Annotated in this window: 20 protein-coding genes; 8 read left to right on the top strand and 12 right to left on the bottom strand. The window is 59.4% G+C overall.

The window, feature by feature from the left end:
- Window positions 1-70: 70 nt before the first annotated feature.
- From BN77_RS03075 to BN77_RS03055, 5 genes are all read left to right on the top strand, one after another.
- Complete coding sequence (locus BN77_RS03075) at window positions 71-421, top strand: P-II family nitrogen regulator (RefSeq protein ID WP_019280527.1); 351 nt, start codon at window positions 71-73, stop codon at window positions 419-421.
- A 28-nt stretch (window positions 422-449) separates the two neighbouring features.
- The gene (locus BN77_RS03070) at window positions 450-1877 is read left to right on the top strand and encodes an ammonium transporter (protein ID WP_007528275.1); all 1428 of its coding nucleotides are present in this window, start codon (window positions 450-452) and stop codon (window positions 1875-1877) included.
- Between the two features lie 242 nt (window positions 1878-2119).
- A complete protein-coding gene (locus tag BN77_RS03065) occupies window positions 2120-4780 on the top strand; it encodes an FtsK/SpoIIIE family DNA translocase (protein ID WP_007528273.1) in 2661 nt (886 codons plus the stop codon).
- Window positions 4781-4915: 135 nt separating this feature from the next.
- The gene (locus BN77_RS03060) at window positions 4916-5587 is read left to right on the top strand and encodes an outer membrane lipoprotein carrier protein LolA (RefSeq protein ID WP_007528271.1); all 672 of its coding nucleotides are present in this window, start codon (window positions 4916-4918) and stop codon (window positions 5585-5587) included.
- Between the two features lie 122 nt (window positions 5588-5709).
- Window positions 5710-6513, top strand: a complete 804-nt coding sequence (locus tag BN77_RS03055) for an exodeoxyribonuclease III (RefSeq protein WP_007528269.1) — start codon at window positions 5710-5712, stop codon at window positions 6511-6513.
- A gap of 4 nt (window positions 6514-6517) precedes the next feature.
- Here BN77_RS03055 and BN77_RS03050 read toward each other — a convergent pair whose 3' ends face one another.
- Together BN77_RS03050 and BN77_RS03045 are read right to left on the bottom strand one after the other, a co-directional pair.
- Window positions 6518-6973 (bottom strand): cyclic nucleotide-binding domain-containing protein, encoded by a 456-nt coding sequence (locus BN77_RS03050; RefSeq protein ID WP_007528267.1) that lies wholly within the window; start codon window positions 6971-6973, stop codon window positions 6518-6520.
- Window position 6974: 1 nt separating this feature from the next.
- Window positions 6975-7658 carry a response regulator transcription factor gene (locus BN77_RS03045; protein ID WP_007528266.1) on the bottom strand — a complete coding sequence of 228 codons (684 nt, stop codon included), beginning with the start codon at window positions 7656-7658 and terminating at the stop codon, window positions 6975-6977.
- A 142-nt stretch (window positions 7659-7800) separates the two neighbouring features.
- On the opposite strand from BN77_RS03045, the gene BN77_RS03040 reads away from it, so the two are divergent.
- A complete protein-coding gene (locus tag BN77_RS03040; protein WP_081593517.1) occupies window positions 7801-8349 on the top strand; it encodes a L,D-transpeptidase family protein in 549 nt (182 codons plus the stop codon).
- A 141-nt stretch (window positions 8350-8490) separates the two neighbouring features.
- Complete coding sequence (locus BN77_RS03035) at window positions 8491-9321, top strand: aldo/keto reductase (RefSeq protein WP_007528264.1); 831 nt, start codon at window positions 8491-8493, stop codon at window positions 9319-9321.
- 51 nt (window positions 9322-9372) lie between these two features.
- Here BN77_RS03035 and BN77_RS03030 read toward each other — a convergent pair whose 3' ends face one another.
- The 10 genes from BN77_RS03030 to ffh form a co-directional block, all read right to left on the bottom strand.
- Complete coding sequence (locus BN77_RS03030; RefSeq protein ID WP_007528263.1) at window positions 9373-9912, bottom strand: SixA phosphatase family protein; 540 nt, start codon at window positions 9910-9912, stop codon at window positions 9373-9375.
- A 107-nt stretch (window positions 9913-10019) separates the two neighbouring features.
- Complete coding sequence (gene leuC / locus BN77_RS03025) at window positions 10020-11429, bottom strand: 3-isopropylmalate dehydratase large subunit (protein ID WP_007528262.1); 1410 nt, start codon at window positions 11427-11429, stop codon at window positions 10020-10022.
- Between the two features lie 244 nt (window positions 11430-11673).
- Complete coding sequence (locus BN77_RS03020; RefSeq protein ID WP_007528261.1) at window positions 11674-12495, bottom strand: amino acid ABC transporter permease; 822 nt, start codon at window positions 12493-12495, stop codon at window positions 11674-11676.
- Window positions 12496-12517: 22 nt separating this feature from the next.
- The gene (locus BN77_RS03015; protein WP_007528260.1) at window positions 12518-13315 is read right to left on the bottom strand and encodes a transporter substrate-binding domain-containing protein; all 798 of its coding nucleotides are present in this window, start codon (window positions 13313-13315) and stop codon (window positions 12518-12520) included.
- Window positions 13316-13461: 146 nt separating this feature from the next.
- Window positions 13462-13998 carry a 50S ribosomal protein L19 gene (gene rplS / locus BN77_RS03010; RefSeq protein ID WP_007528259.1) on the bottom strand — a complete coding sequence of 179 codons (537 nt, stop codon included), beginning with the start codon at window positions 13996-13998 and terminating at the stop codon, window positions 13462-13464.
- A gap of 240 nt (window positions 13999-14238) precedes the next feature.
- Complete coding sequence (trmD, locus tag BN77_RS03005; RefSeq protein ID WP_007528258.1) at window positions 14239-14919, bottom strand: tRNA (guanosine(37)-N1)-methyltransferase TrmD; 681 nt, start codon at window positions 14917-14919, stop codon at window positions 14239-14241.
- A gap of 7 nt (window positions 14920-14926) precedes the next feature.
- Window positions 14927-15496 (bottom strand): ribosome maturation factor RimM, encoded by a 570-nt coding sequence (rimM, locus tag BN77_RS03000; protein WP_040677538.1) that lies wholly within the window; start codon window positions 15494-15496, stop codon window positions 14927-14929.
- Window positions 15497-15611: 115 nt separating this feature from the next.
- Window positions 15612-15971: a 30S ribosomal protein S16 gene (rpsP, locus tag BN77_RS02995; RefSeq protein WP_007528256.1), complete on the bottom strand. Its 360-nt coding sequence runs from the start codon at window positions 15969-15971 to the stop codon at window positions 15612-15614.
- 48 nt (window positions 15972-16019) lie between these two features.
- Window positions 16020-16340, bottom strand: coding sequence for a chorismate mutase (locus BN77_RS02990; protein ID WP_007528254.1), 321 nt, complete (start codon window positions 16338-16340; stop codon window positions 16020-16022).
- Between the two features lie 15 nt (window positions 16341-16355).
- A complete protein-coding gene (gene ffh / locus BN77_RS02985; RefSeq protein ID WP_007528252.1) occupies window positions 16356-17930 on the bottom strand; it encodes a signal recognition particle protein in 1575 nt (524 codons plus the stop codon).
- Window positions 17931-18235: 305 nt separating this feature from the next.
- Here ffh and BN77_RS02980 point away from each other — a divergent pair, with 305 nt between their 5' ends.
- Window positions 18236-19240, top strand: a complete 1005-nt coding sequence (locus tag BN77_RS02980; protein WP_007528251.1) for an MBL fold metallo-hydrolase — start codon at window positions 18236-18238, stop codon at window positions 19238-19240.

Here is a 19240-nt window from a genome sequence, read left to right as displayed (position 1 = left end):
TATATCCTCGCTCGCTGTTCGGGAACGTCAGCGGCAAGGAGAGTCGGCTCCGTGCCGAGGATAACGAAGGATGGGAAACCAGATGAAAATTGTGATGGCCATTATCAAGCCGTTCAAGCTGGATGAGGTGCGCGAAGCCCTCACGGCGATCGGCATTCAGGGCCTGACCGTGACCGAAGTGAAGGGCTACGGGCGCCAGAAGGGGCATACTGAGATTTATCGCGGCACCGAATATGCGGTCAGCTTCCTGCCGAAGCTCAAGATCGAAATCGCGGTTGCTTCCGAACTCGTCGATAAGGCCGTAGAGGCCATCGCGTCATCCGCCAAGACCGGCCAGATCGGCGATGGCAAGATCTTCGTCTATTCGATCGACCATGCCGTGCGCATCCGTACCGGCGAAACCGACACAGAAGCGCTGTAAGGGCGGCAGAGCAAGGGAGCCTCTTTCAATGTCAATTTCGAAGTTTTCTTCCAATTTTGCGCGGCTTGGCGCTGCTTCCGCTGCGCTGCTGGCGCCGGTCGCAGCCTTTGCGCAGGACGCCGCCGCGACGGCTGCGCCTGCTGCAGCTGCTCCTACAATGACGATGGACAAGGGTGACAATACCTGGATGCTCGTCTCCACGGTTCTCGTCCTGCTGATGACCATCCCTGGCCTGGCACTATTCTATGGCGGCCTCGTTCGCGCCAAGAACATGCTCTCGGTTCTGATGCAGGTGTTCATGATCACGGCCGTGGTCATGATCATTTGGGTTACCTACGGCTATTCGCTGGCCTTCACGGACGGCGGTTCGCTGAACAGCTTCGTCGGCGGCTTCTCGAAGGCCTTCCTTGCTGGCGTCAACACGACGAGCTTGTCCGAGACCTTCACGAAGGGCGTCGCCATTCCGGAACTGACCTTCGTCTGCTTCCAGATGACCTTCGCCTGCATCACGCCGGCCCTGATCGTCGGCGCCTTCGCCGAACGCATCAAGTTCTCAGCGGTCATGCTTTTCGTCGTCCTTTGGGTCACTTTCGTCTACTTCCCGATGGCACACATGGTCTGGTTCTGGGGCGGTCCGAGCTCTTACACGTCTCCATCGGGCCTGATCTTCTCCTATGGCGCACTTGACTTTGCCGGCGGCACGGTCGTCCACATCAACGCTGGCGTGGCCGGTCTGATCGGCGCCATCATGCTTGGCAAGCGCACCGGCTACAAGAAGGAAATCATGGCTCCGCACTCCATGACCCTCACCATGGTCGGTGCATCGCTCCTGTGGGTTGGCTGGTTCGGCTTCAACGCCGGTTCCAACCTTGAAGCCAATTCCTTTGCTTCGCTGGCGATGATCAACACCTTCGTCGCAACGGCTGCTGCCGCGGTGTCCTGGTGCCTGGTCGAAAACTTCGCACGCGGCAAGGCTTCGATGCTCGGTGCAGCTTCGGGTGCCGTTGCTGGTCTGGTTGCCGTCACTCCGGCTGCTGGCTTCGCCGGCCCGATGGGTTCGATTGTTCTCGGTCTTATCGTTTCACCGGTCTGCTACTTCTTCGTTGACGTCGTCAAGAACAAGTTCAACTACGACGACTCGCTCGACGTGTTCGGCGTGCACTGCATCGGTGGTATTCTGGGTGCCCTCGGCACCGGTATCCTGGTTAATCCGGCGCTCGGCGGCGCAGGTATTGTCGACTATTCGACGGCTGATTTCGCAGCCAGCTATCCAGGTACGGCGACCCAGGTTTTCGCTCAGCTGAAGGGCGTTCTGACAACGATCGCATGGTCGGGCATCGGTTCCGCGATTCTCTACAAGATCGTCGATGTCGTCATCGGCCTGCGCGTTTCTGTCGAAGCCGAGCGCGAAGGTCTCGACCTTTCGACCCACGGAGAAGCCGCTTACCACGCATAGCCAAGGCATAGCAGGGCTTGCATAAGCAGGCGCCGCTGAACAGCCCGTCGCGGTCTATTCGTTCGAATAGACCGCTCTTGGCCCGGACCTCCACAGGTTCGGGCCTTTTTATTTTCCGATGCAAGATGCGGGCGCGGCATGGTTAATACCGCTTTAACCGTCCTCTGATTAGGGTGGGGCGAAGGTACTGGGTGCAGACGCTTGGCGATTCGCACGCTCTCACGCATTGAACGGGTACACACATGGCAAGAAGCACATCGCCAGCAATGGATGGCCGGCCGGACCGTTTTTCCCTCTCGGGTTTCGTGTTCCGGCAGGCGCAGACCCTTGTTGGCTTCGCGATTTTCCTGCTGCTCGCTTTGGCAGTCGCAGCGCTCGCGACGTGGAACGTTGCGGATCCAAGCTATTCCTATGCGACGGGGAACGAACCGACCAATGTTCTGGGCTATGGCGGGGCCGCGTTCGCCGACATCGCTATGCAGTTCTTCGGCCTTGCCAGTGTAGTGGCACTTCTGCCGGTCGTAGCCTGGGCTCTCGCATTGATTTCCGGCCGTCGAATCAGTCGCATCTCTGCGCGAGCCGCCGCCTGGGGGCTGGGTTCCGTGCTCTCCTCGGCCGTTATCGGCTGTTTCCCGCCGCCCCTCACCTGGCCGATCCCCAACGGCATTGGTGGCGTTATCGGCGATATGATCCTGCGGTTTCCTGCGCTCTTTGTCGGCGCTTATCCGACCGGGGCCTTTGCGACCGCGGTCGGTTGCGTATTCGCCATCCCGACGATCTGGATGATGTTGTTTGCTGCCGGTCTCGTTGGCCGCAGCGAAGACGATGATGACGAGGCCGAGGAGGAGTATGCAAATACTCGTTCGAAGCTGCGCTCGGTTGGCGATGAAGACGAGGAGGACGATGAAGGTGGCTGGCTTGCCTTCGGCGCGCTGACGCATGCCTGGTACATGAGCCAGGCTCGGATCAGGCGCTTGCTCGGCATGGGTCCCCGCAAACGGCGGCGGGACGACTTCGAGTCGCCTTACGACTTCAATGATGACGAATTCGGTAAACTGAACGAGCCGGTCCGCGCCAAGACGCCGGTCACGCGCGGAGAGCGCATGGAGCCATCGATGGACCCGCGCGCCGCCTCGCAGCGCCGGGTCGTTTCTGCGCCGTCCATCTCGCTCAACGATGACGAGGATGACGACGATCTGCCATTTGATGACATGCCGCCGCGTCCGGCCGATATCCTGCCCGATGACGATGACTGGATGATGCGTGCGCCAGCCAAACCCGCCGGCCGCGCGGAGCCGCGCGTTGTGCAGCCTGCCGCGCGGCCGAAGCCCGGGGCTCGCATCGAACGCGAGCAACAGGGTTCCTTCATTCGTCCGGAGGGCTTCCAGCTTCCCTCGATGCACTTGCTGGCAGAACCGAAGAATGTCGTGCGTGATTCGACGCTCTCAGCTGATGCGCTGGAACAGAATGCGCGCATGCTCGAAGGCGTGCTCGAGGATTTCGGCGTCAAGGGAGAGATTATCCATGTCCGGCCAGGTCCCGTCGTGACGCTTTACGAATTGGAGCCCGCTCCGGGTATCAAGTCGTCTCGCGTCATCGGCCTCGCCGACGACATTGCCCGTTCGATGAGCGCGATTGCTGCCCGTGTCGCCGTCGTACCGGGTCGCAACGCGATCGGCATCGAACTGCCGAACTCCACGCGCGAAACGGTCTATCTGCGCGAGCTCATCGCCTCGCGCGACTTCGAAGGTTCGAAGGCAAAGCTTGCCATGGCGCTTGGAAAGACGATTGGCGGCGAGGCTGTGATCGCGGATCTGGCGAAGATGCCGCACTTGCTGGTCGCCGGCACGACCGGATCCGGTAAGTCGGTCGCCATCAACACTATGATCCTGTCCCTGCTTTATCGCATGACACCGGAGCAATGCCGTCTGATTATGATCGATCCGAAGATGCTCGAATTGTCGGTCTACGACGGTATTCCGCACCTTCTCTCGCCTGTCGTCACCGATCCCAAGAAGGCCGTTGTTGCGCTAAAGTGGACCGTCCGTGAGATGGAAGAGCGCTACAAGAAGATGTCCAAGATCGGTGTCCGAAACATCGATGGCTTCAACAGTCGCGTCGAGCAGGCACTCGCCAAGGGCGAGGTGATCTCGCGCACCGTGCAAACGGGGTTCGACCGCCATACCGGCGAGGCGATGTACGAGACGGAAGAATTCGATCTGCAGCCTATGCCTTACATTGTCGTCATCATCGACGAGATGGCTGACCTCATGATGGTCGCCGGCAAGGACATCGAAGGCGCGGTGCAGCGCCTGGCGCAAATGGCGCGCGCTGCTGGCATCCACGTCATCATGGCCACACAGCGTCCGTCCGTCGACGTCATCACCGGGACGATCAAGGCAAACTTCCCGACGCGCATCTCTTTCCAGGTGACGTCGAAGATCGACAGTCGCACCATCCTCGGAGAACAAGGCGCCGAACAACTTCTCGGCATGGGCGATATGCTCTATATGGCCGGCGGCGGGCGCATTCAGCGTGTCCATGGCCCGTTCGTTGCCGACATGGAAGTCGAAGAGATCGTTTCCTACCTGAAAACACAAGGCGCGCCGCAATATCTGGACGCGATCACCGCCGATGATGACGAAGACGGCGACTACGGCGGTGGTCCGGCTGGGACGTCCAATCTCTCGGATTCCGACGATCCGTACGATCAGGCTGTCGCGATCGTACTGCGTGACGGAAAGGCGTCGACGTCGTATATTCAGCGTAGACTTGGCATTGGGTACAACCGCGCCGCATCACTGATCGAACGGATGGAGCAGGAAGGCATCATAGGTCCGGCCAATCATGCCGGAAAACGCGAGATCTTGGTTCCGACCGAGGGCGATATTCTCGATCGCTGAGGCGGGCGCCAATTGAATGATGCCGGCATCACGGAAACCTGATTGAGTTGACGCCGTTAGTTTATGCAGGTCTGCGAACTGCGCCATGAAGGCGCCGTGTTTCCGCAGCATTCAAATTGCATAAAGGAGACATAAATGAACAACTCCAATTCCATCCCGGACCGCATCTTGCTGACCCGGCGCCATCTTCTTGGCTCGCTGGCCGTCGCTGCGGCGGCCACGATCCCGATTGCTGCCTACGCGCAGACGGCATCCGCTGCTTCGGGGACTGCTACCGCGCAGGCTATTGCGGATCACTTCTCGAGTGTTGCGACAATGCAGGGCGAATTCGTACAATTCGGCCCTCGCGGCGAACAAACGGGGGGGAAGTTCTACATTCAGCGCCCCGGCAAGCTGCGCTTCAACTATGACAACCCATCGCCGATCCGTGTCATCGCTGACGGGAAGAACGTTGCTGTCGGAAATACGAAGCTCAAGACCTGGGATCTCTACCCGCTCTCGAAAACGCCGCTCAGCCTGCTGTTGGCACAGCGGATCGACCTGTCGGCAGCTTCGGTGAAGAGCGTGAAGCAGGAATCTGACCTGACGACGATCGCCCTCGGCAATAACACGGTTTTTGGTAACTCGACGATCACGATGATGTTCGACCCGAAGACCTATGACCTTCGTCAGTGGACGATTACCGACAATCAGGGAAAGGACACCTCGGTCATGGTGTTCAACGTCAAGACGGGCGTTCAGTTCGACGACAAGGTGTTCAGGGTGCCGTACGAGGTGATCCCCGGAACCGCCGCCTATCGCGATTGACTTTGCTGCCTTTGGAACAATGCGCGTCCTGCGATCTCGCGGGGCGTTTTTCTTTGTGCGTCCGTTCCATCGGCGCAGCCTTTGCTCTAAAGCCAGTTCGTCCGGTTTTGAAAGGCAATGGAATGGGCTTCTCGGTCACGACTTGGAATATCAACTCTCTGCGGCTGCGTCTGCCGATTGTCGAGCAATTTGTCCTCAAGCATAAGCCGGACATCCTTTGCCTTCAGGAAACGAAGGTTCCGAACGACCTGTTTCCTGCCTCGCCACTGCGCGCGATGGGTTACGAACACATTATCATCCATGGCCAGAAGGGCTATCACGGCGTTGCCATCGCATCGCGCTTTCCCTTGGTCGAGGACCACCGCCAGGACTACTGCAACGTCGGCGACGCGCGACATATCTCGGCCGTCTTCGAGCGCGGTGGCCGGCGTATTCGCCTGCATAATTTTTACGTACCTGCCGGCGGAGACGAGCCAGATCGGACGATCAATCCGAAGTTCGGGCACAAGCTCGATTTCATTGACGAGATGAAGCAACTCAAGGCAAATGGCGAAGCAAACACCTCGGCAATCCTCGTCGGCGACCTCAACATTGCGCCGCTTGAGCATGATGTCTGGTCACACAAACAGCTGCTCAAGATCGTCAGTCACACGCCTGTGGAGACGGACGGTCTTCTCGAAGTGATGCAGCGCGGCGCTTGGATTGACCTGATGCGGCAGTACGTTCCGGAGAACGAAAAACTATATACGTGGTGGAGCTATCGTGCCAAGGACTGGGAAGCGGCTGATCGCGGCCGCCGCCTTGACCATATCTGGTCGTCAAGGGATCTTGGGCCACATCTGCAGCGCATCGAAATTCTGAAGGAAGCGCGCGGCTGGGAACGGCCGTCCGACCATGTGCCGGTTACGGCGCACTTCAATCTCTGATCTGTTAGATGAAGCGGTGAAGTTCGGCTGCGGCCCTGGCTGCGAGCTCTGCAATGTTGTCGCGGATGCGGCTTTCGATCAGTCGAGCGGCATCCGGATATTCCTCGATAAGCCGATGAAAGAGCGAGCGGGTGATGCGGATGATGCTCGTGTCTTCTGTCGCAACGGCCGTGAACTTGCGTTCGACGAGTGTGATTAGCGCAAGTTCGGATAGAAGCGTGCCGGGTCCGGCGGTTTTCTGGACTTCCGGCTCGCCATCGCGGCCGATCCGGCTGAGCTCCACGCCGCCACTAAGGATGACGTAGGCGCTTTCAGCCGGCGAGCCTTCCCGAAAGAGCATCTGACCGGCGGAAATGACGCGTCGATCTGCGCCGAAGGCGATCAGCCTTAATTGATCCTTCGACATATCGTGGAACAGCGGCAACTGCGACAGCAGCCCTATGTCGTCATTGAGTGCCATCTTACGGTATGATCTTGTAGCCGCCGTTTTCCGTTACCAGAATCTCGGCGTTGGAGGGATCGCGTTCGATCTTCTGGCGCAGACGATAGACGTGGGTTTCCAGCGTATGCGTCGTCACACCGGAATTATAACCCCATACCTCTTCCAGCAACACGTCACGGGTAACGACCTTTTGCTCGGCGCGGTAGAGGTAGCGAATGATCGCCGCTTCCTTCTCGGTCAGGCGGATTTTCTGGCCACTGTCCATTGTCAAGAGCTTTTGGCTCGGCTTGAAAACATAGGGGCCGACGTTGAAGGTGGCGTCCTCGCTTTGCTCGTGCTGTCGCAGCTGCACGCGGATGCGCGCAAGTAGGACGGCAAAACGGAAGGGCTTGGTGATATAGTCGTTGGCGCCGGCTTCGAGGCCAAGGATCGTATCCGAATCCGTGTCATGGCCGGTTAGCATGATGATCGGAGCTTTTAAACCACCCTTGCGTAGCAGCTTCACAGCCTCGCGACCGTCCATATCAGGTAAGCCAACGTCCATGATAAGTAGGTCGATCGGCGTTGATCGTGCGCGCTCGACACCCTTGGCTGCCGTCGTTTCCTGGAGGACCGTGAATTCGTCATAGAGCGAAAGCTGCTCCGTAAGTGTTTCGCGGAGGTCGTCGTCGTCATCCACCAAGAGAATGGTGCGTGCGGTCATGCGGCTCTATCCCTCGCCTGCGGTCCCTCACTCCTACGCCAATTTTTCAACATTGGCAAAGATCGGGGACCGCGCTGTTGTCGTATACGATGCTATATGATTTCAATCATGATCCTAGCAATCGCAAACACATGTGAGAAAAATGGAGAAAACAAGGCGTCCAAGACGGATAACGTCGACGACCGTCCTCGTTCGGCCTGCGCCGGGAAAAAAAAGCCGGGCTTTGGTTCAGTTCGGCGCAATTAGATTGCCTGCCGCGATCGGCCGGGCCGGTCGAACGGTGCTCAAGCGCGAGGGCGATGGTGCTACCCCAATCGCTCCGATGAAGCTGCTTTACGGGTTTCGCCGCGGTGAACGTCCGATGCGTCTCGAGACATCGCTTTCGATTCGGCGCATTCGTACAGATATGCTCTGGTGCGACCAGGTTGAGGATCCGAACTACAATAGGCTCGTCAAAGCGCCTTTCCGGCCGAGCCACGAGGAAATGAAGCGCAAGGACGGGCTTTATGACGTCTGTCTGGTCATGGACTGGAATATCACCTCACGGGCACGCAATCGCGGTTCGGCAATCTTCTTCCATTTGATCAAGCCCGGCTACGAGCCGACCGCTGGATGTGTGGCGATTCATCCGCGCGATATGCGGCGCCTTCTTCCCTTCCTGCGCAAGGGCACCGTCATACGGGTTCTTTGATTTCATGGGGTGATAAACCGGCCTCGCTGACCTATATGCCTTTTCGACCGGCGCAAGGGCTGAAAGGCGCGCAGGGAAATCCGCGAGGCTGCGGGTTCAATTACGCCCCCGTCCATTTCTTCAAACTTCCGGAGATATATTGTGGCACAACAACCCATCATCACTTTCCATGACGGACATTCCATTCCCCAGGTGGGACTTGGCGTATGGCAAACGCCCCAGGAGATTGCAGCACCGACAGTGCGCGCGGCCATTGCCGCCGGCTATCGTCACATCGATACAGCTTCCGGTTACGACAATGAGGAAGGCGTCGGCGAGGGCATCCGCTCATCCGGTCTTGATCGTAAGGACATTTTCGTCACCACCAAGCTCCGCAATACCGACCAGGGCTATGATGCGACCATGCGTGCCTTCGACGGCAGCCTGAGGAAGCTCGGCACGGAATATGTCGACCTCTACCTCATCCACTGGCCGTCGCCCCACCGCGGTCTGTATCGCGAAACCTGGAAGGCCTTCGTGAAGATCAGGGGAGAAGGCCGCGCACGGTCCATCGGCGTTTCCAACTTCTATCCCGATCATCTGGAACAGATCATCGGCGACACAGGCGTCGTTCCTGTTATCAACCAGATCGAGTTGCATCCGGATTTCCAACAGAAAGCGGCGCAGGAAGCACACAAGAAGCTGAATATCGTTACCGAATCCTGGAGCCCGCTTGGTCAGGGTAAGTTGGTCGCCGATACAACGATTGGCGAGATCGCCAAGAAGCACGGAAAAACGCCTGCGCAGGTCATCATCCGGTGGCATATCGATAGTGGCCTCGTCGTCATACCGAAGTCGGTGACGCCATCGCGCATCGAGGAGAATTTCAAGGTTTTTGATTTCAAGCTGGACGCCGCCGACATGGCAGCAATTTCCAAGCTCGACGACGAGGGCGCCCGCATGGGTCCGGATCCCTATACGGCCAACTTCTGATGCGGAGTTCGCTCTCCTTTTTCTACGTGGGGGAGGGAGAGCGGCCTTCGTTCAGTCGAGCGAGCGCGGCGTGACAAACCGTTCCAGCGTGCCGCTTTTCGGTCTCAACTGTTCCCACCGATCTGCATCGAAGGCGATGACGGCAAGTGCTGCTGTCGGGAATTTCTGCCTAATGCCGGCACATGCCTCGGCATCGCCTGTGCCGATCAGGCCCTCTGCGAGATCCTGAAAACCGGGATTGTGTCCTATAAGCATAAGCGTTCGAACCGATGGGTCGACCGCCCGTACGACACCAGCGATTTTCGCCGCGGAGGCTTCGTACAAGTCCGCCCTATCCATCTTATCAATCGACGATGGAAGCTTTTTGGCAACGAGTTTCCACGTCTCCTGTGTGCGGCGAGCGGATGACACCAGCACAAGATCAGGAATAAGCTTTTCCCGCGCGAGATAGCGCCCCATCAGCGGTGCTGCCTTTTCTCCGCGACCTGCAAGCGGACGATCGTGGTCGGCAACGTCCGTCGGCCATGCGGATTTCGCATGACGAAGAAGGAGGAGGCGTCGTTTTGCGGGCGTATTTGGTGCGGCGTTCATGTCGCTCTCCAGAGAGCCAGGTTCGAACGCGGCTATTGTCTCACCGAATGCGTCCGGTGTCTGCTGAGATAGCCTCCCCTCGTTTCCGATAGGGAGGCTTTCGTGTCTTAGTTCCACTCGCGAATATCGACGAAATGGCCGGCGATCGCGGCCGCAGCGGCCATCGCTGGAGAGACGAGGTGCGTGCGGCCCTTGAAGCCCTGACGGCCCTCGAAATTGCGGTTCGACGTCGAGGCGCAGCGTTCGCCGGGCTTCAACCGGTCGTCGTTCATGGCGAGGCACATGGAGCAGCCCGGCTCGCGCCAGTCAAAACCGGCGGCCTTGAAGATTTTGTCGAGGCCTTCCTGCTCCGCCTGCTCCTTCACGAGGCCGGAGCCGGGAACGATCATGGCATTGACGGTGGAGGCAACGGTCTTGCCTTCGACGACCTTGGCAACGGCACGCAGGTCTTCTATGCGGCCGTTCGTGCAGGAGCCGATGAAGACGCGGTCGATGTTAATCTCGGTGATCGGCGTGCCGGGCTTCAGGCCCATGTAATCGAGCGCACGCCACTTGGAAGCGCGCTTCGTCTCTTCCTGGATTTCGTCCGGGTTCGGAACGACGCCCTGAACGGAAATGACGTCCTCCGGCGAGGAACCCCAGGACACGATCGGAGGCAATTCCGCGGCGTTGAGCTTTACGACACGGTCGAAGTGCGCGCCTTCGTCCGACTTCAGGGTCTTCCAGTAGGCAATCGCCTGTTCCAGCGCCTCGCCCTTCGGCGCACGCGGCTTGCCCTTGATGTATTCGAAGGTAGTCTCATCAGGCGCGATCAGGCCGGCGCGGGCGCCGCCTTCGATCGACATGTTGCAGATCGTCATGCGGCCTTCCATCGATAGCGCGCGAATAGCTTCGCCGGCATATTCGATGACGTAGCCGGTGCCGCCGGCGGTGCCGATTTCGCCGATGATGGCGAGAACGATATCCTTAGCGGTGACGCCGGCCGGCAGCACGCCGTCGACCTGCACCAGCATGTTCTTCGCCTTCTTCTGGATCAGCGTCTGGGTGGCGAGCACGTGCTCGACCTCGGAGGTGCCGATGCCATGCGCGAGCGAGCCGAAGGCGCCGTGTGTCGAGGTGTGGCTGTCGCCGCAGACGATCGTCATGCCAGGAAGGGTGAAGCCCTGCTCGGGTCCGATAATGTGGACGATGCCCTGCCGCTTATCGTTCTCGGAGTAATACTCGACGCCGAATTCGGCGGCGTTGATGGCGAGCTGCTCGACCTGGATACGGCTTTCTTCGTTCTTGATGCCGAGATGGCGATCGGGCGAAGTCGGAACGTTATGATCGACGACGGCCAGGGTCTTTTCAGGTGCGCGAACCTTGCGGCCGGTCATGCGCAGGCCTTCGAAAGCCTGTGGCGAGGTGACTTCGTGGACCAGGTGGCGGTCGATGTAGAGAAGACAGGTGCCGTCGTTTTGCTGATCGACCAAGTGGTCGTCCCAGATCTTGTCGTAAAGGGTACGCGGTGCGCTCATTGCGGTAGGTCCGTTCTTGGATGCGTATGGAGAAATGGAGCTGGTGGCGGTGAGGCCGCCGGGCCGTCATTCGATCAACGAAGTCGGCTGTTAAGTGCACCGGAAACGGCCGCAAAGAAGCGTGCCGGCAGGCGGTAATGATCCTGCAGCACGAAAATATGCGCCCCAATGCAACTGAACTTGGATTCCATGGGCTGTCACATACCAATTTTTCGCGACGGCGGCAATTCGAATCCTTCGTACGCTAGCGTCGCTCTTTCCCTCGCATCCGTTTCTCCACTTGCCTCAGCGCAAGCGACAGACCGATCGTCAGGATGAGATAGATGTAGGTGACGATGGAGTAGGTTTCAAAGAAGCGAAACGAGCCGGAGGCATAGACCTTGCCCATCTGCGTGATGTCCGAGACGCCGAGGACCGAGACAAGTGAACTGTCCTTGACCATCGCCACGAAATCGTTCGACAGCGGCGGGAAGATTACCCTGATCGCCTGCGGAAAGATGACGAACCGAAATCGGTGGTAGCGGGAAAGGCCAAGCGCCTTGGCAGCCTCGATCTGCCCCTGATCGACAGACTGTATGCCCGCGCGGAAAACTTCGGCGATGAAGGAAGAGTAGCCGATCATCAGCGCGATGATCGCTCGCCACATCAGCGAGAAGTCGCGTACCATCACCGGTTCGGCCAAGCCGGCCTCGACCAGCGGGCTGGTCAGGAAATTATAGGCCGCGACGATGCCGGGGGCGCCGACGAAAGCGACATAGAACAGCAGCACCAGCATCGGCACGCCGCGGATAACCTCGACATAGAAGCGAGAGATCTGGCGGAGCACGAGGCTGTCGGATAGTCCGAGCAGCGCAATGCCGAGGCCGAGAAGGGTCGCCAACGCAAATCCCACCAGCGTCACGAAGATAGTGACGCCGACGCCGTTGAAGACGGTGCGGAAGACCTGTGCATAGATGTCGTTGGTGATGATGACGGCGGCAAGGACGACACCGATCGCGACAAGGGCGACTAGCCACCAGGGGTAGTCGCCCTTGCTATGCCCACTGGGGGGCGGGTGAGGAGCCATCACGCGCTAACCGTAGACAGGATCATTCGCCCATCTTGTAGTCGAGGAACCACTTCTTGTTCAGCGCGTCGAAGGTGCCGTCGGCCCTCAGGCTCGCAATTGCGGCGTTGATTGGGGCGACAAGTTCGGAGCCCTTCGGAAAGATGAAACCGAAATCTTCTGTACCGAGCGGGCCGCCGATCACCTTCAGGCCGCCGCTGGACGCGTCTACATAGCCCTTGGCAGCAACGCTGTCCGTTAGCACGACATCAACATCGCCCGCCTTGAGAGCCTGAACTGTGGCGCCGAAGGTTTCGAAGAGCTTAATGCGCGGATTCTGTTCGTTGCCGTCAAGAATCTCGTAAACGGCAGTGTAGAATGGTGACGTGCCCGGTTGGGCACCGACGAGGCCTTCATTGAAGGCACCGAAACTCTTGGCATCGGTAAAGCGTTTCTCGTCTCCGCGCACCAGCATGAACTGCTGCGAGCGCATGTAGGGATCGGAGAAATCAACCTTGGCCTTGCGTTCATCCTTGATGGTGATGCCGGTCATGCCGATGTTGTACTGGTTGTCGGAGACTGCCTGGATCATCGCGTCCCAGCTGGTGTTCTGGTACTCGACCTTGAAATTCAGCCGCTTGGCGATCTCGTTCATCGCATCATATTCCCAGCCGATCGCCTTGCCGGACTTCGGGTCGACAAACTGCAGCGGCGGATAGGCATTCTCGGTCACGACGATTACTGACCTGCCCTTGAGGTCTGGAAGGTCGGCGGCGAGGGCGGCCAACGGCGACATGACGAGAGCGGTCAGTCCGGCAAGGACGGCGCGGCGAAATGGCATGAAGTATCTCCCCGAAATATAGCTCGCGAAACTGTCACAGTTGCGATGTGGATGGCAAGAGCATTGCCGTAGGCGAATGCCCAAAAACAGAAAAGGCGGCTCGAAGACCGCCTTTCCATGCAAAGATTTTTGCGTTGCCGCAGAACTTACTCTGCTGCCGGCTCTGCCGCTGCTGCAGCTTCTGCCGCTGCCTTGGCTTCTGCGGCTTCCTGTGCTGCCTTTTCGGCTGCGAGCGCCTGAGCTGCTGCAACCTTCTCGGCTTCCAGGCGTGCCTTTTCGTCTGCCACAGCCTGACGCTCGGCGTCGTTGAGCTTACGGGCGCGGGTGCCGGTGTTCTCGACGATACGAGCCGACTTGCCGCGACGGTCGCGCAGGTAGTAGAGCTTCGCGCGACGGACCTTACCGCGGCGAACGACTTCTACGCTCTCGATAGCCGGGGAGCAGACCGGGAATACGCGCTCGACGCCTTCGCCGTAGGAGATCTTGCGAACCGTGAAGTTCTCCTGCAGGCCGCCGCCGGAGCGAGCGATGCAAACGCCTTCGTAGGCCTGTACACGGGTACGGTTGCCTTCCTTGACGCGAACGTTGACGCGAACGGTGTCGCCCGGGGAGAATTCCGGAAGCGTGCGCTGGGCTTCGATCTTGGCGATCTGTTCGGCCTCAAGCTGCTGAATGATGTTCATGACTCAACCTCTTTGTTGGTTCAACAGCCAGAGCGCTCTGAACGATCTATCCTTGGTCGAGCCGCAGATATTTGCCTGTGAGGGCAGGAGCGAATTCGTCTGTTTTTCTTTACGTGGCTGATGGGAGTTTTCCCATTCCGGGCGTGCGCATACCGTATTGCGCAGGCTTTGTCACCCCTTTGGGCCGGAAATATTGTCTGCCCGGCCGTTAAATTTGGCCGCCTGGTTGCCGACCATCTCTCATTCTTCCAAAAGGTCTGGTCTTCGTGCCCGGGTCAGCTCAAGTGCCTGCTCGCGGCGCCATTCGTCGATGGCACCGTGATTGCCGGATGTGAGAACCGCCGGAATCTTGTGGCCCTCCCATTCCTGCGGCCGGGTATAGTGCGGATGCTCGAGAAGGCCGGCTTCGAAGCTCTCATGCTGTCCGGAAAGATCATTGCCCATGACGCCTGGCAGAACGCGGACGATCGCATCCAGTACCGTCAGTGCCGCCGGTTCGCCGCCCGATAGCACGTAATCGCCGATCGAGACTTCTTCCAACTCGCGAGCATCAATAACGCGCTGGTCGACACCCTCGAAGCGACCGCAAACGATGATGATCCCATTGCCGGACGCCAGTTCGCGCACCCGCTCCTGCGTCAGCGGCTTGCCGCGCGGGCTCATCAGCAGGCGCGGACGGCTATCATTCTGCGAAGCACTGTCGATGGCGCGGGCAAGCACGTCGGGCTTGAGGACCATGCCGGCACCGCCGCCGGCGGGCGTATCGTCGACGGTCCGGTGCTTGTCGGTGGCAAAATCGCGGATCTGGACGGTATCGAGCGACCATTGGCCACGCTCCATCGCCTTCCCGGCCAGGGAGTATCCGAGATGACCCGGAAACATCTCCGGGTAGAGGGTCAGCACGGTCGCACGAAACGCCATCGACACCTCACTTCTTCTTTTTCGGCTTTTCAGGTGCGAATTTCGGGCCTTCGTCCTCGTCATCGACAAGTCCGGCAGCCAACGGATCGATCGTGATCTTGCCGCTTTCAAGGTCGATGTCGAGAACCGAGGCTTCGGAGAAGGGGATCAAAACGGGACGCTTGCCGGGACCTTTCAACTCCAGGAGATCGCCGGCGCCAAAATCGAAAACACCGGTGATGGTGCCGTAGCTGACGCCCTGGTCGTCGAGCGCCTCCAGCCCCTCGAGGTCGGCATAGAAGAATTCATCCTCCTCCAGCTCCTCGTCCGGCAGGTTCTCGCGCTCGATGTAGAGCTCCAGTCCGTTCAGCGCCTCGGCGGCATTGCGGTCGTTGATCCCGCGGAAGCGGACGACGACGACGTTCTTCATTTCTCGGATGTCGAGAATCTCGAAGGTACGTCCGTCCATGCTGTGCAGGTTGCCGTAGTCGCCAAGCGCTGTCGGGTCTGCGGTGTAGGCCTTGGCGCGCACTTCTCCGCGCAGGCCTTGAGCGCCACCGATCGTTGCCATCAGAACCGGATTTTCAAGCTTTGCCATGACGTCCTTCACATGAAGCCGCAAATCTGGGCTTCTCTTAAACGAAGTGCGGCGGATTGGAAATGAAAACGGGCGGCATGTCGCCATGCCGCCCGTTTGATAGGAACGTTACCGATTATTCTGCGGAAGCAGCAGCGTCGGCGGCCTTCTGAGCCTTTTCAGCAGCGCGCTCCTGAGCCTTCTTACCCGGCTTTGCCTTTTCAGGGTTGTTCTTGGCGTCGCGCTTTGCGAGGCCGGCCTCGTTGAGGAAGCGAAGAACGCGGTCGGTCGGCTGTGCGCCCTGCTCGAGCCAGTGCTTGATGCGGTCGTTGTTCAACGTGACGCGAGCGTCGTTCTCCTTGGCGAGCATAGGGTTCCAGGAACCGAGGTTCTCGAGGAAGCGGCCATCACGCGGTGAACGGGCGTCGGCAAGAACGATGTGGTAGTACGGGCGCTTCTTGGAACCACCGCGGGCGAGACGAATTTTCAGTGCCATTTTCTTTACTCCTTGGACTTTCTGGACCGCCTGATTGGGCGGTACGGTTCATTTTGCTGCGGCGCCGTTTTCAGCGTGGTCGGCAGCGATCTGCTCATGATGCCGGATGACTTCCTTGATGATGAAGTTCAGGAACTTCTCGGCGAAATCCGGATCCAGATTGGCATCCTTCGCCAGCCGGCGGAGGCGTTCGATCTGGTATTCTTCGCGCGCCGGATCGGCCGGCGGCAACTTGTACTTGGCCTTGAGAACGCCGACCTCTTTGGTGCAGCGGAAGCGTTCGGCCAGGATGTGGACCAGCGCCGCATCGATGTTGTCGATCGACTGGCGATAGTTCGAAAGTCGGGCTTTGATTTCAGGATCAATCATCGTTCATGCGACCCTTCACTTCTTCTTAGGCAAGCCGGGAAGCCCCGGGAAACCACCACCAAGGCCCGGCAGCTTTGCGCCGCCGAGACCTGGCAAACCACCGGACATGCCGCCGAGACCAGGTAGGCCGCCGCCCGGCTTTCCAAGACCAGCAGCTTCAGCCTGCTTTTGGAGCGCTTCGAGTTGCTTGGGATCGATATTCGAAAGATCGGGCATGCCAGCGCCGAGGCCACCAAAGCCCATCTTGCCGGCAAGGCCGCCCATCATCTGCTTCATCAGGCCGCCCTTGCCCTTGCCGCCAATCATCTTCATCATGTCCGCCATCTGGCGATGCATCTTCAGAAGCTTGTTGATGTCGGCGGCATCGGTGCCGGAGCCGGCGGCGATGCGCTTCTTGCGGGAGTGCTTGAGAATATCGGGGTTGGCGCGCTCGGCCTTGGTCATCGAGGAGATGATGGCGAGCTGGCGACCGAAGAGACTGTCGCTGAGACCGGCCGAAGCCATCTTGTCTTTCATGCCTGCCATGCCGGGCATCATGCTCATGATACCGCCCATGCCGCCCATCTTCTGCATCTGGCGCAGCTGGTCGGCGAGGTCGTTCAGGTCAAACTTGCCCTTGGCCATCTTGGCGGCCATGGCCGCCGCCTTTTCGGCGTCGATATTTTCGGCGGCGCGCTCGACCAGCGAAACGATGTCGCCCATGCCGAGGATGCGGTCAGCGATACGGCGAGGATGGAACTCCTCAAGCTCGCCCATGCGCTCACCGACACCGATGAGCTTGATCGGCTTGCCGGTTACGGCTCGCATCGAGAGCGCCGCACCGCCCCGGCCGTCGCCGTCCATGCGGGTCAGCACGAGACCGGTGATGCCGACGCGTTCATCGAAGTTGCGGGCAAGATTGACGGCGTCCTGACCAGTCAGTGAATCCGCGACCAGCAGGATTTCATGCGGGTTCGACTTCTTCTTGATGTCGGCCATTTCGACCATCAAGGGTTCATCGATATGCGTGCGGCCGGCGGTGTCGAGAATGACGACATCGTGGCCGCCAAGTTTTGCTGCCTGCACCGCGCGGGCGGCAATGTCGGTCGGCGACTGGCCTGAGATCACGGGAAGCGTGTCGACACCAGTCTGTACGCCGAGCTGGCGAAGCTGCTCTTGTGCTGCCGGACGGCGCGTATCGAGCGACGCCATCAGCACCTTCTTCTTCTCGCGGTCGGCGAGCCGCTTGGCGATCTTCGCCGTGGTCGTCGTCTTGCCGGAGCCCTGCAGGCCGACCATCATGATGACGACGGGGGCTACGGCATGCAGATCGACGCCGACACCTTCGCCGCCGAGCATCTCGATCAGCTCGTCGTGGACGATCTTGACGACCATCTGGCCTGGCTTGATCGACTTCAGGATTTCAGCACCGACGGCTTTTTCGCGGACACGATCGGTGAAGGAGCGCACGACATCGAGCGCCACGTCTGCCTCCAGCAACGCGCGGCGCACCTCGCGCAGCGCTGCGGAAACATCGCTTTCCGAAAGTGCGCCACGGCCTGTCAGTCCATTCAGAATGGATCCAAGACGGTCCTGGAGGTTTTCAAACATCGGCTCTTCCTTGTGATTTCCGCGATGGCGGAAACCTTGTGCTTTTCCTTGACGAAAACAAGACGCAAAGCCAAAAAGCACCCGAGGGCGCATCGCGCTGTCGGGTGTGGACCTCCGGGATCTCTTTATACCTTTGCGGGTCCCAGTCGGTGGCTCGAGTCTTGAAGCTCGTCGCAGATTGAGCGGCGGTAAACAGGAAAACGGGCCGAGAGTCAAGGGAAAGCCGAGAAAAGACTGCCTTTGGATCTTTCAAAAGCACGCGCCCAATCCCAGATCTGTTTTTCGTTCAAACGGAATATTTCTGTATGCCCACTGGCCAGCGACGCAATCCCTACTATCAAGGGCCTGTCTCCGATCATTTTGATGGCACGTATTTTTTCAATCCGGATGGTATCGAGCCTCTCGGCTTTCGAGACTTGATGCGATGGCAGTTCGGCGGCGGCCGAGATCGCTGGCCGAGGTTGGTTCCGAGTCCCTATGTACGAGCCAAGCCAGATGCGCGCGTGGATGGCGAGGCTCTACGGGTGACCATGGTCGGCCATGCGACGATGCTGGTGCAGGTCGCGGGGCTCAATATCCTGACTGATCCCGTCTGGTCTGACCGCGCCAGCCCCTTTGCCTTCGCCGGACCCAAGCGCGTTGTGGCGCCCGGGATCGCGTTTGACGACCTGCCGCCGATCGATCTCGTGCTCGTTTCGCATAACCATTACGATCACCTCGATATCACGACACTCAAGCGGTTACAGGAAAGACATCGGCCGCATGTCGTAACGCCGCTTGGCAACGATACGATCATTCGTCGCGCCGTTCCTACCATTCAGGTTACGGCGCTGGATTGGGGCGAGCGCATTCCTTTTGCCGGCATCAGGATCGACGCCGAGCCTGCCCATCATTGGTCGGCGCGCGGTACCGGGGATCGGCGCATGGCGCTATGGGCGGCCTTCGTCCTGTCGACACCGGCAGGGAAGATCTATCATGTCGGGGATACCGGCTTTCACGGCGGCGTCAACTACAAGGCCGCTCAACAGAAGCATGGCGCCTTTCGCCTCGCCGTCCTGCCGTTCGGAGCCTATGAACCGCGCTGGTTCATGAAGGGTCAGCATCAGAACCCTCAAGAAGCGGTGATGGGAATGCAGCTTGCCAACGCCGCCTATGTTGCCGGGCACCACTTCGCCACGTTCCAGCTGACGGACGAGGCGATCGATGCGCCGGTCAAGGCACTGAAGGCAGCCATGGCCGATCACAGCGTCTCACCTGAGCGGTTTCGGCCGCTCAGGGCGGGCGAGGTCTTTGACGTGCCGGTCGCATGA

The organism is Rhizobium mesoamericanum STM3625 (assembly GCF_000312665.1).
In the GTDB taxonomy this organism is placed as follows: Bacteria; Pseudomonadota; Alphaproteobacteria; order Rhizobiales; family Rhizobiaceae; genus Rhizobium; species Rhizobium mesoamericanum.
Note: the sequence above shows the minus strand (reverse complement) of the source record. Positions and strands in the feature narration are given on the sequence as shown.

Excerpts from the sequence above, each read along its gene's own strand:
- BN77_RS03075 (WP_019280527.1), top strand. The coding sequence starts at position 71 with ATGGGAAACCAGATGAAAATTGTGATGGCCATTATCAAGCCGTTCAAG.
- BN77_RS03070 (WP_007528275.1), top strand. The coding sequence starts at position 450 with ATGTCAATTTCGAAGTTTTCTTCCAATTTTGCGCGGCTTGGCGCTGCT.
- BN77_RS03065 (WP_007528273.1), top strand. The coding sequence starts at position 2,120 with ATGGCAAGAAGCACATCGCCAGCAATGGATGGCCGGCCGGACCGTTTT.
- BN77_RS03060 (WP_007528271.1), top strand. The coding sequence starts at position 4,916 with ATGAACAACTCCAATTCCATCCCGGACCGCATCTTGCTGACCCGGCGC.
- BN77_RS03055 (WP_007528269.1), top strand. The coding sequence starts at position 5,710 with ATGGGCTTCTCGGTCACGACTTGGAATATCAACTCTCTGCGGCTGCGT.
- BN77_RS03050 (WP_007528267.1), bottom strand. The coding sequence starts at position 6,973 with ATGGCACTCAATGACGACATAGGGCTGCTGTCGCAGTTGCCGCTGTTC.
- BN77_RS03045 (WP_007528266.1), bottom strand. The coding sequence starts at position 7,658 with ATGACCGCACGCACCATTCTCTTGGTGGATGACGACGACGACCTCCGC.
- BN77_RS03040 (WP_081593517.1), top strand. The coding sequence starts at position 7,801 with ATGGAGAAAACAAGGCGTCCAAGACGGATAACGTCGACGACCGTCCTC.
- BN77_RS03030 (WP_007528263.1), bottom strand. The coding sequence starts at position 9,912 with ATGAACGCCGCACCAAATACGCCCGCAAAACGACGCCTCCTCCTTCTT.
- leuC (WP_007528262.1), bottom strand. The coding sequence starts at position 11,429 with ATGAGCGCACCGCGTACCCTTTACGACAAGATCTGGGACGACCACTTG.
- BN77_RS03020 (WP_007528261.1), bottom strand. The coding sequence starts at position 12,495 with ATGGCTCCTCACCCGCCCCCCAGTGGGCATAGCAAGGGCGACTACCCC.
- BN77_RS03015 (WP_007528260.1), bottom strand. The coding sequence starts at position 13,315 with ATGCCATTTCGCCGCGCCGTCCTTGCCGGACTGACCGCTCTCGTCATG.
- rplS (WP_007528259.1), bottom strand. The coding sequence starts at position 13,998 with ATGAACATCATTCAGCAGCTTGAGGCCGAACAGATCGCCAAGATCGAA.
- trmD (WP_007528258.1), bottom strand. The coding sequence starts at position 14,919 with ATGGCGTTTCGTGCGACCGTGCTGACCCTCTACCCGGAGATGTTTCCG.
- rimM (WP_040677538.1), bottom strand. The coding sequence starts at position 15,496 with ATGGCAAAGCTTGAAAATCCGGTTCTGATGGCAACGATCGGTGGCGCT.
- rpsP (WP_007528256.1), bottom strand. The coding sequence starts at position 15,971 with ATGGCACTGAAAATTCGTCTCGCCCGCGGTGGTTCCAAGAAGCGCCCG.
- BN77_RS02990 (WP_007528254.1), bottom strand. The coding sequence starts at position 16,340 with ATGATTGATCCTGAAATCAAAGCCCGACTTTCGAACTATCGCCAGTCG.
- ffh (WP_007528252.1), bottom strand. The coding sequence starts at position 17,930 with ATGTTTGAAAACCTCCAGGACCGTCTTGGATCCATTCTGAATGGACTG.
- BN77_RS02980 (WP_007528251.1), top strand. The coding sequence starts at position 18,236 with ATGCCCACTGGCCAGCGACGCAATCCCTACTATCAAGGGCCTGTCTCC.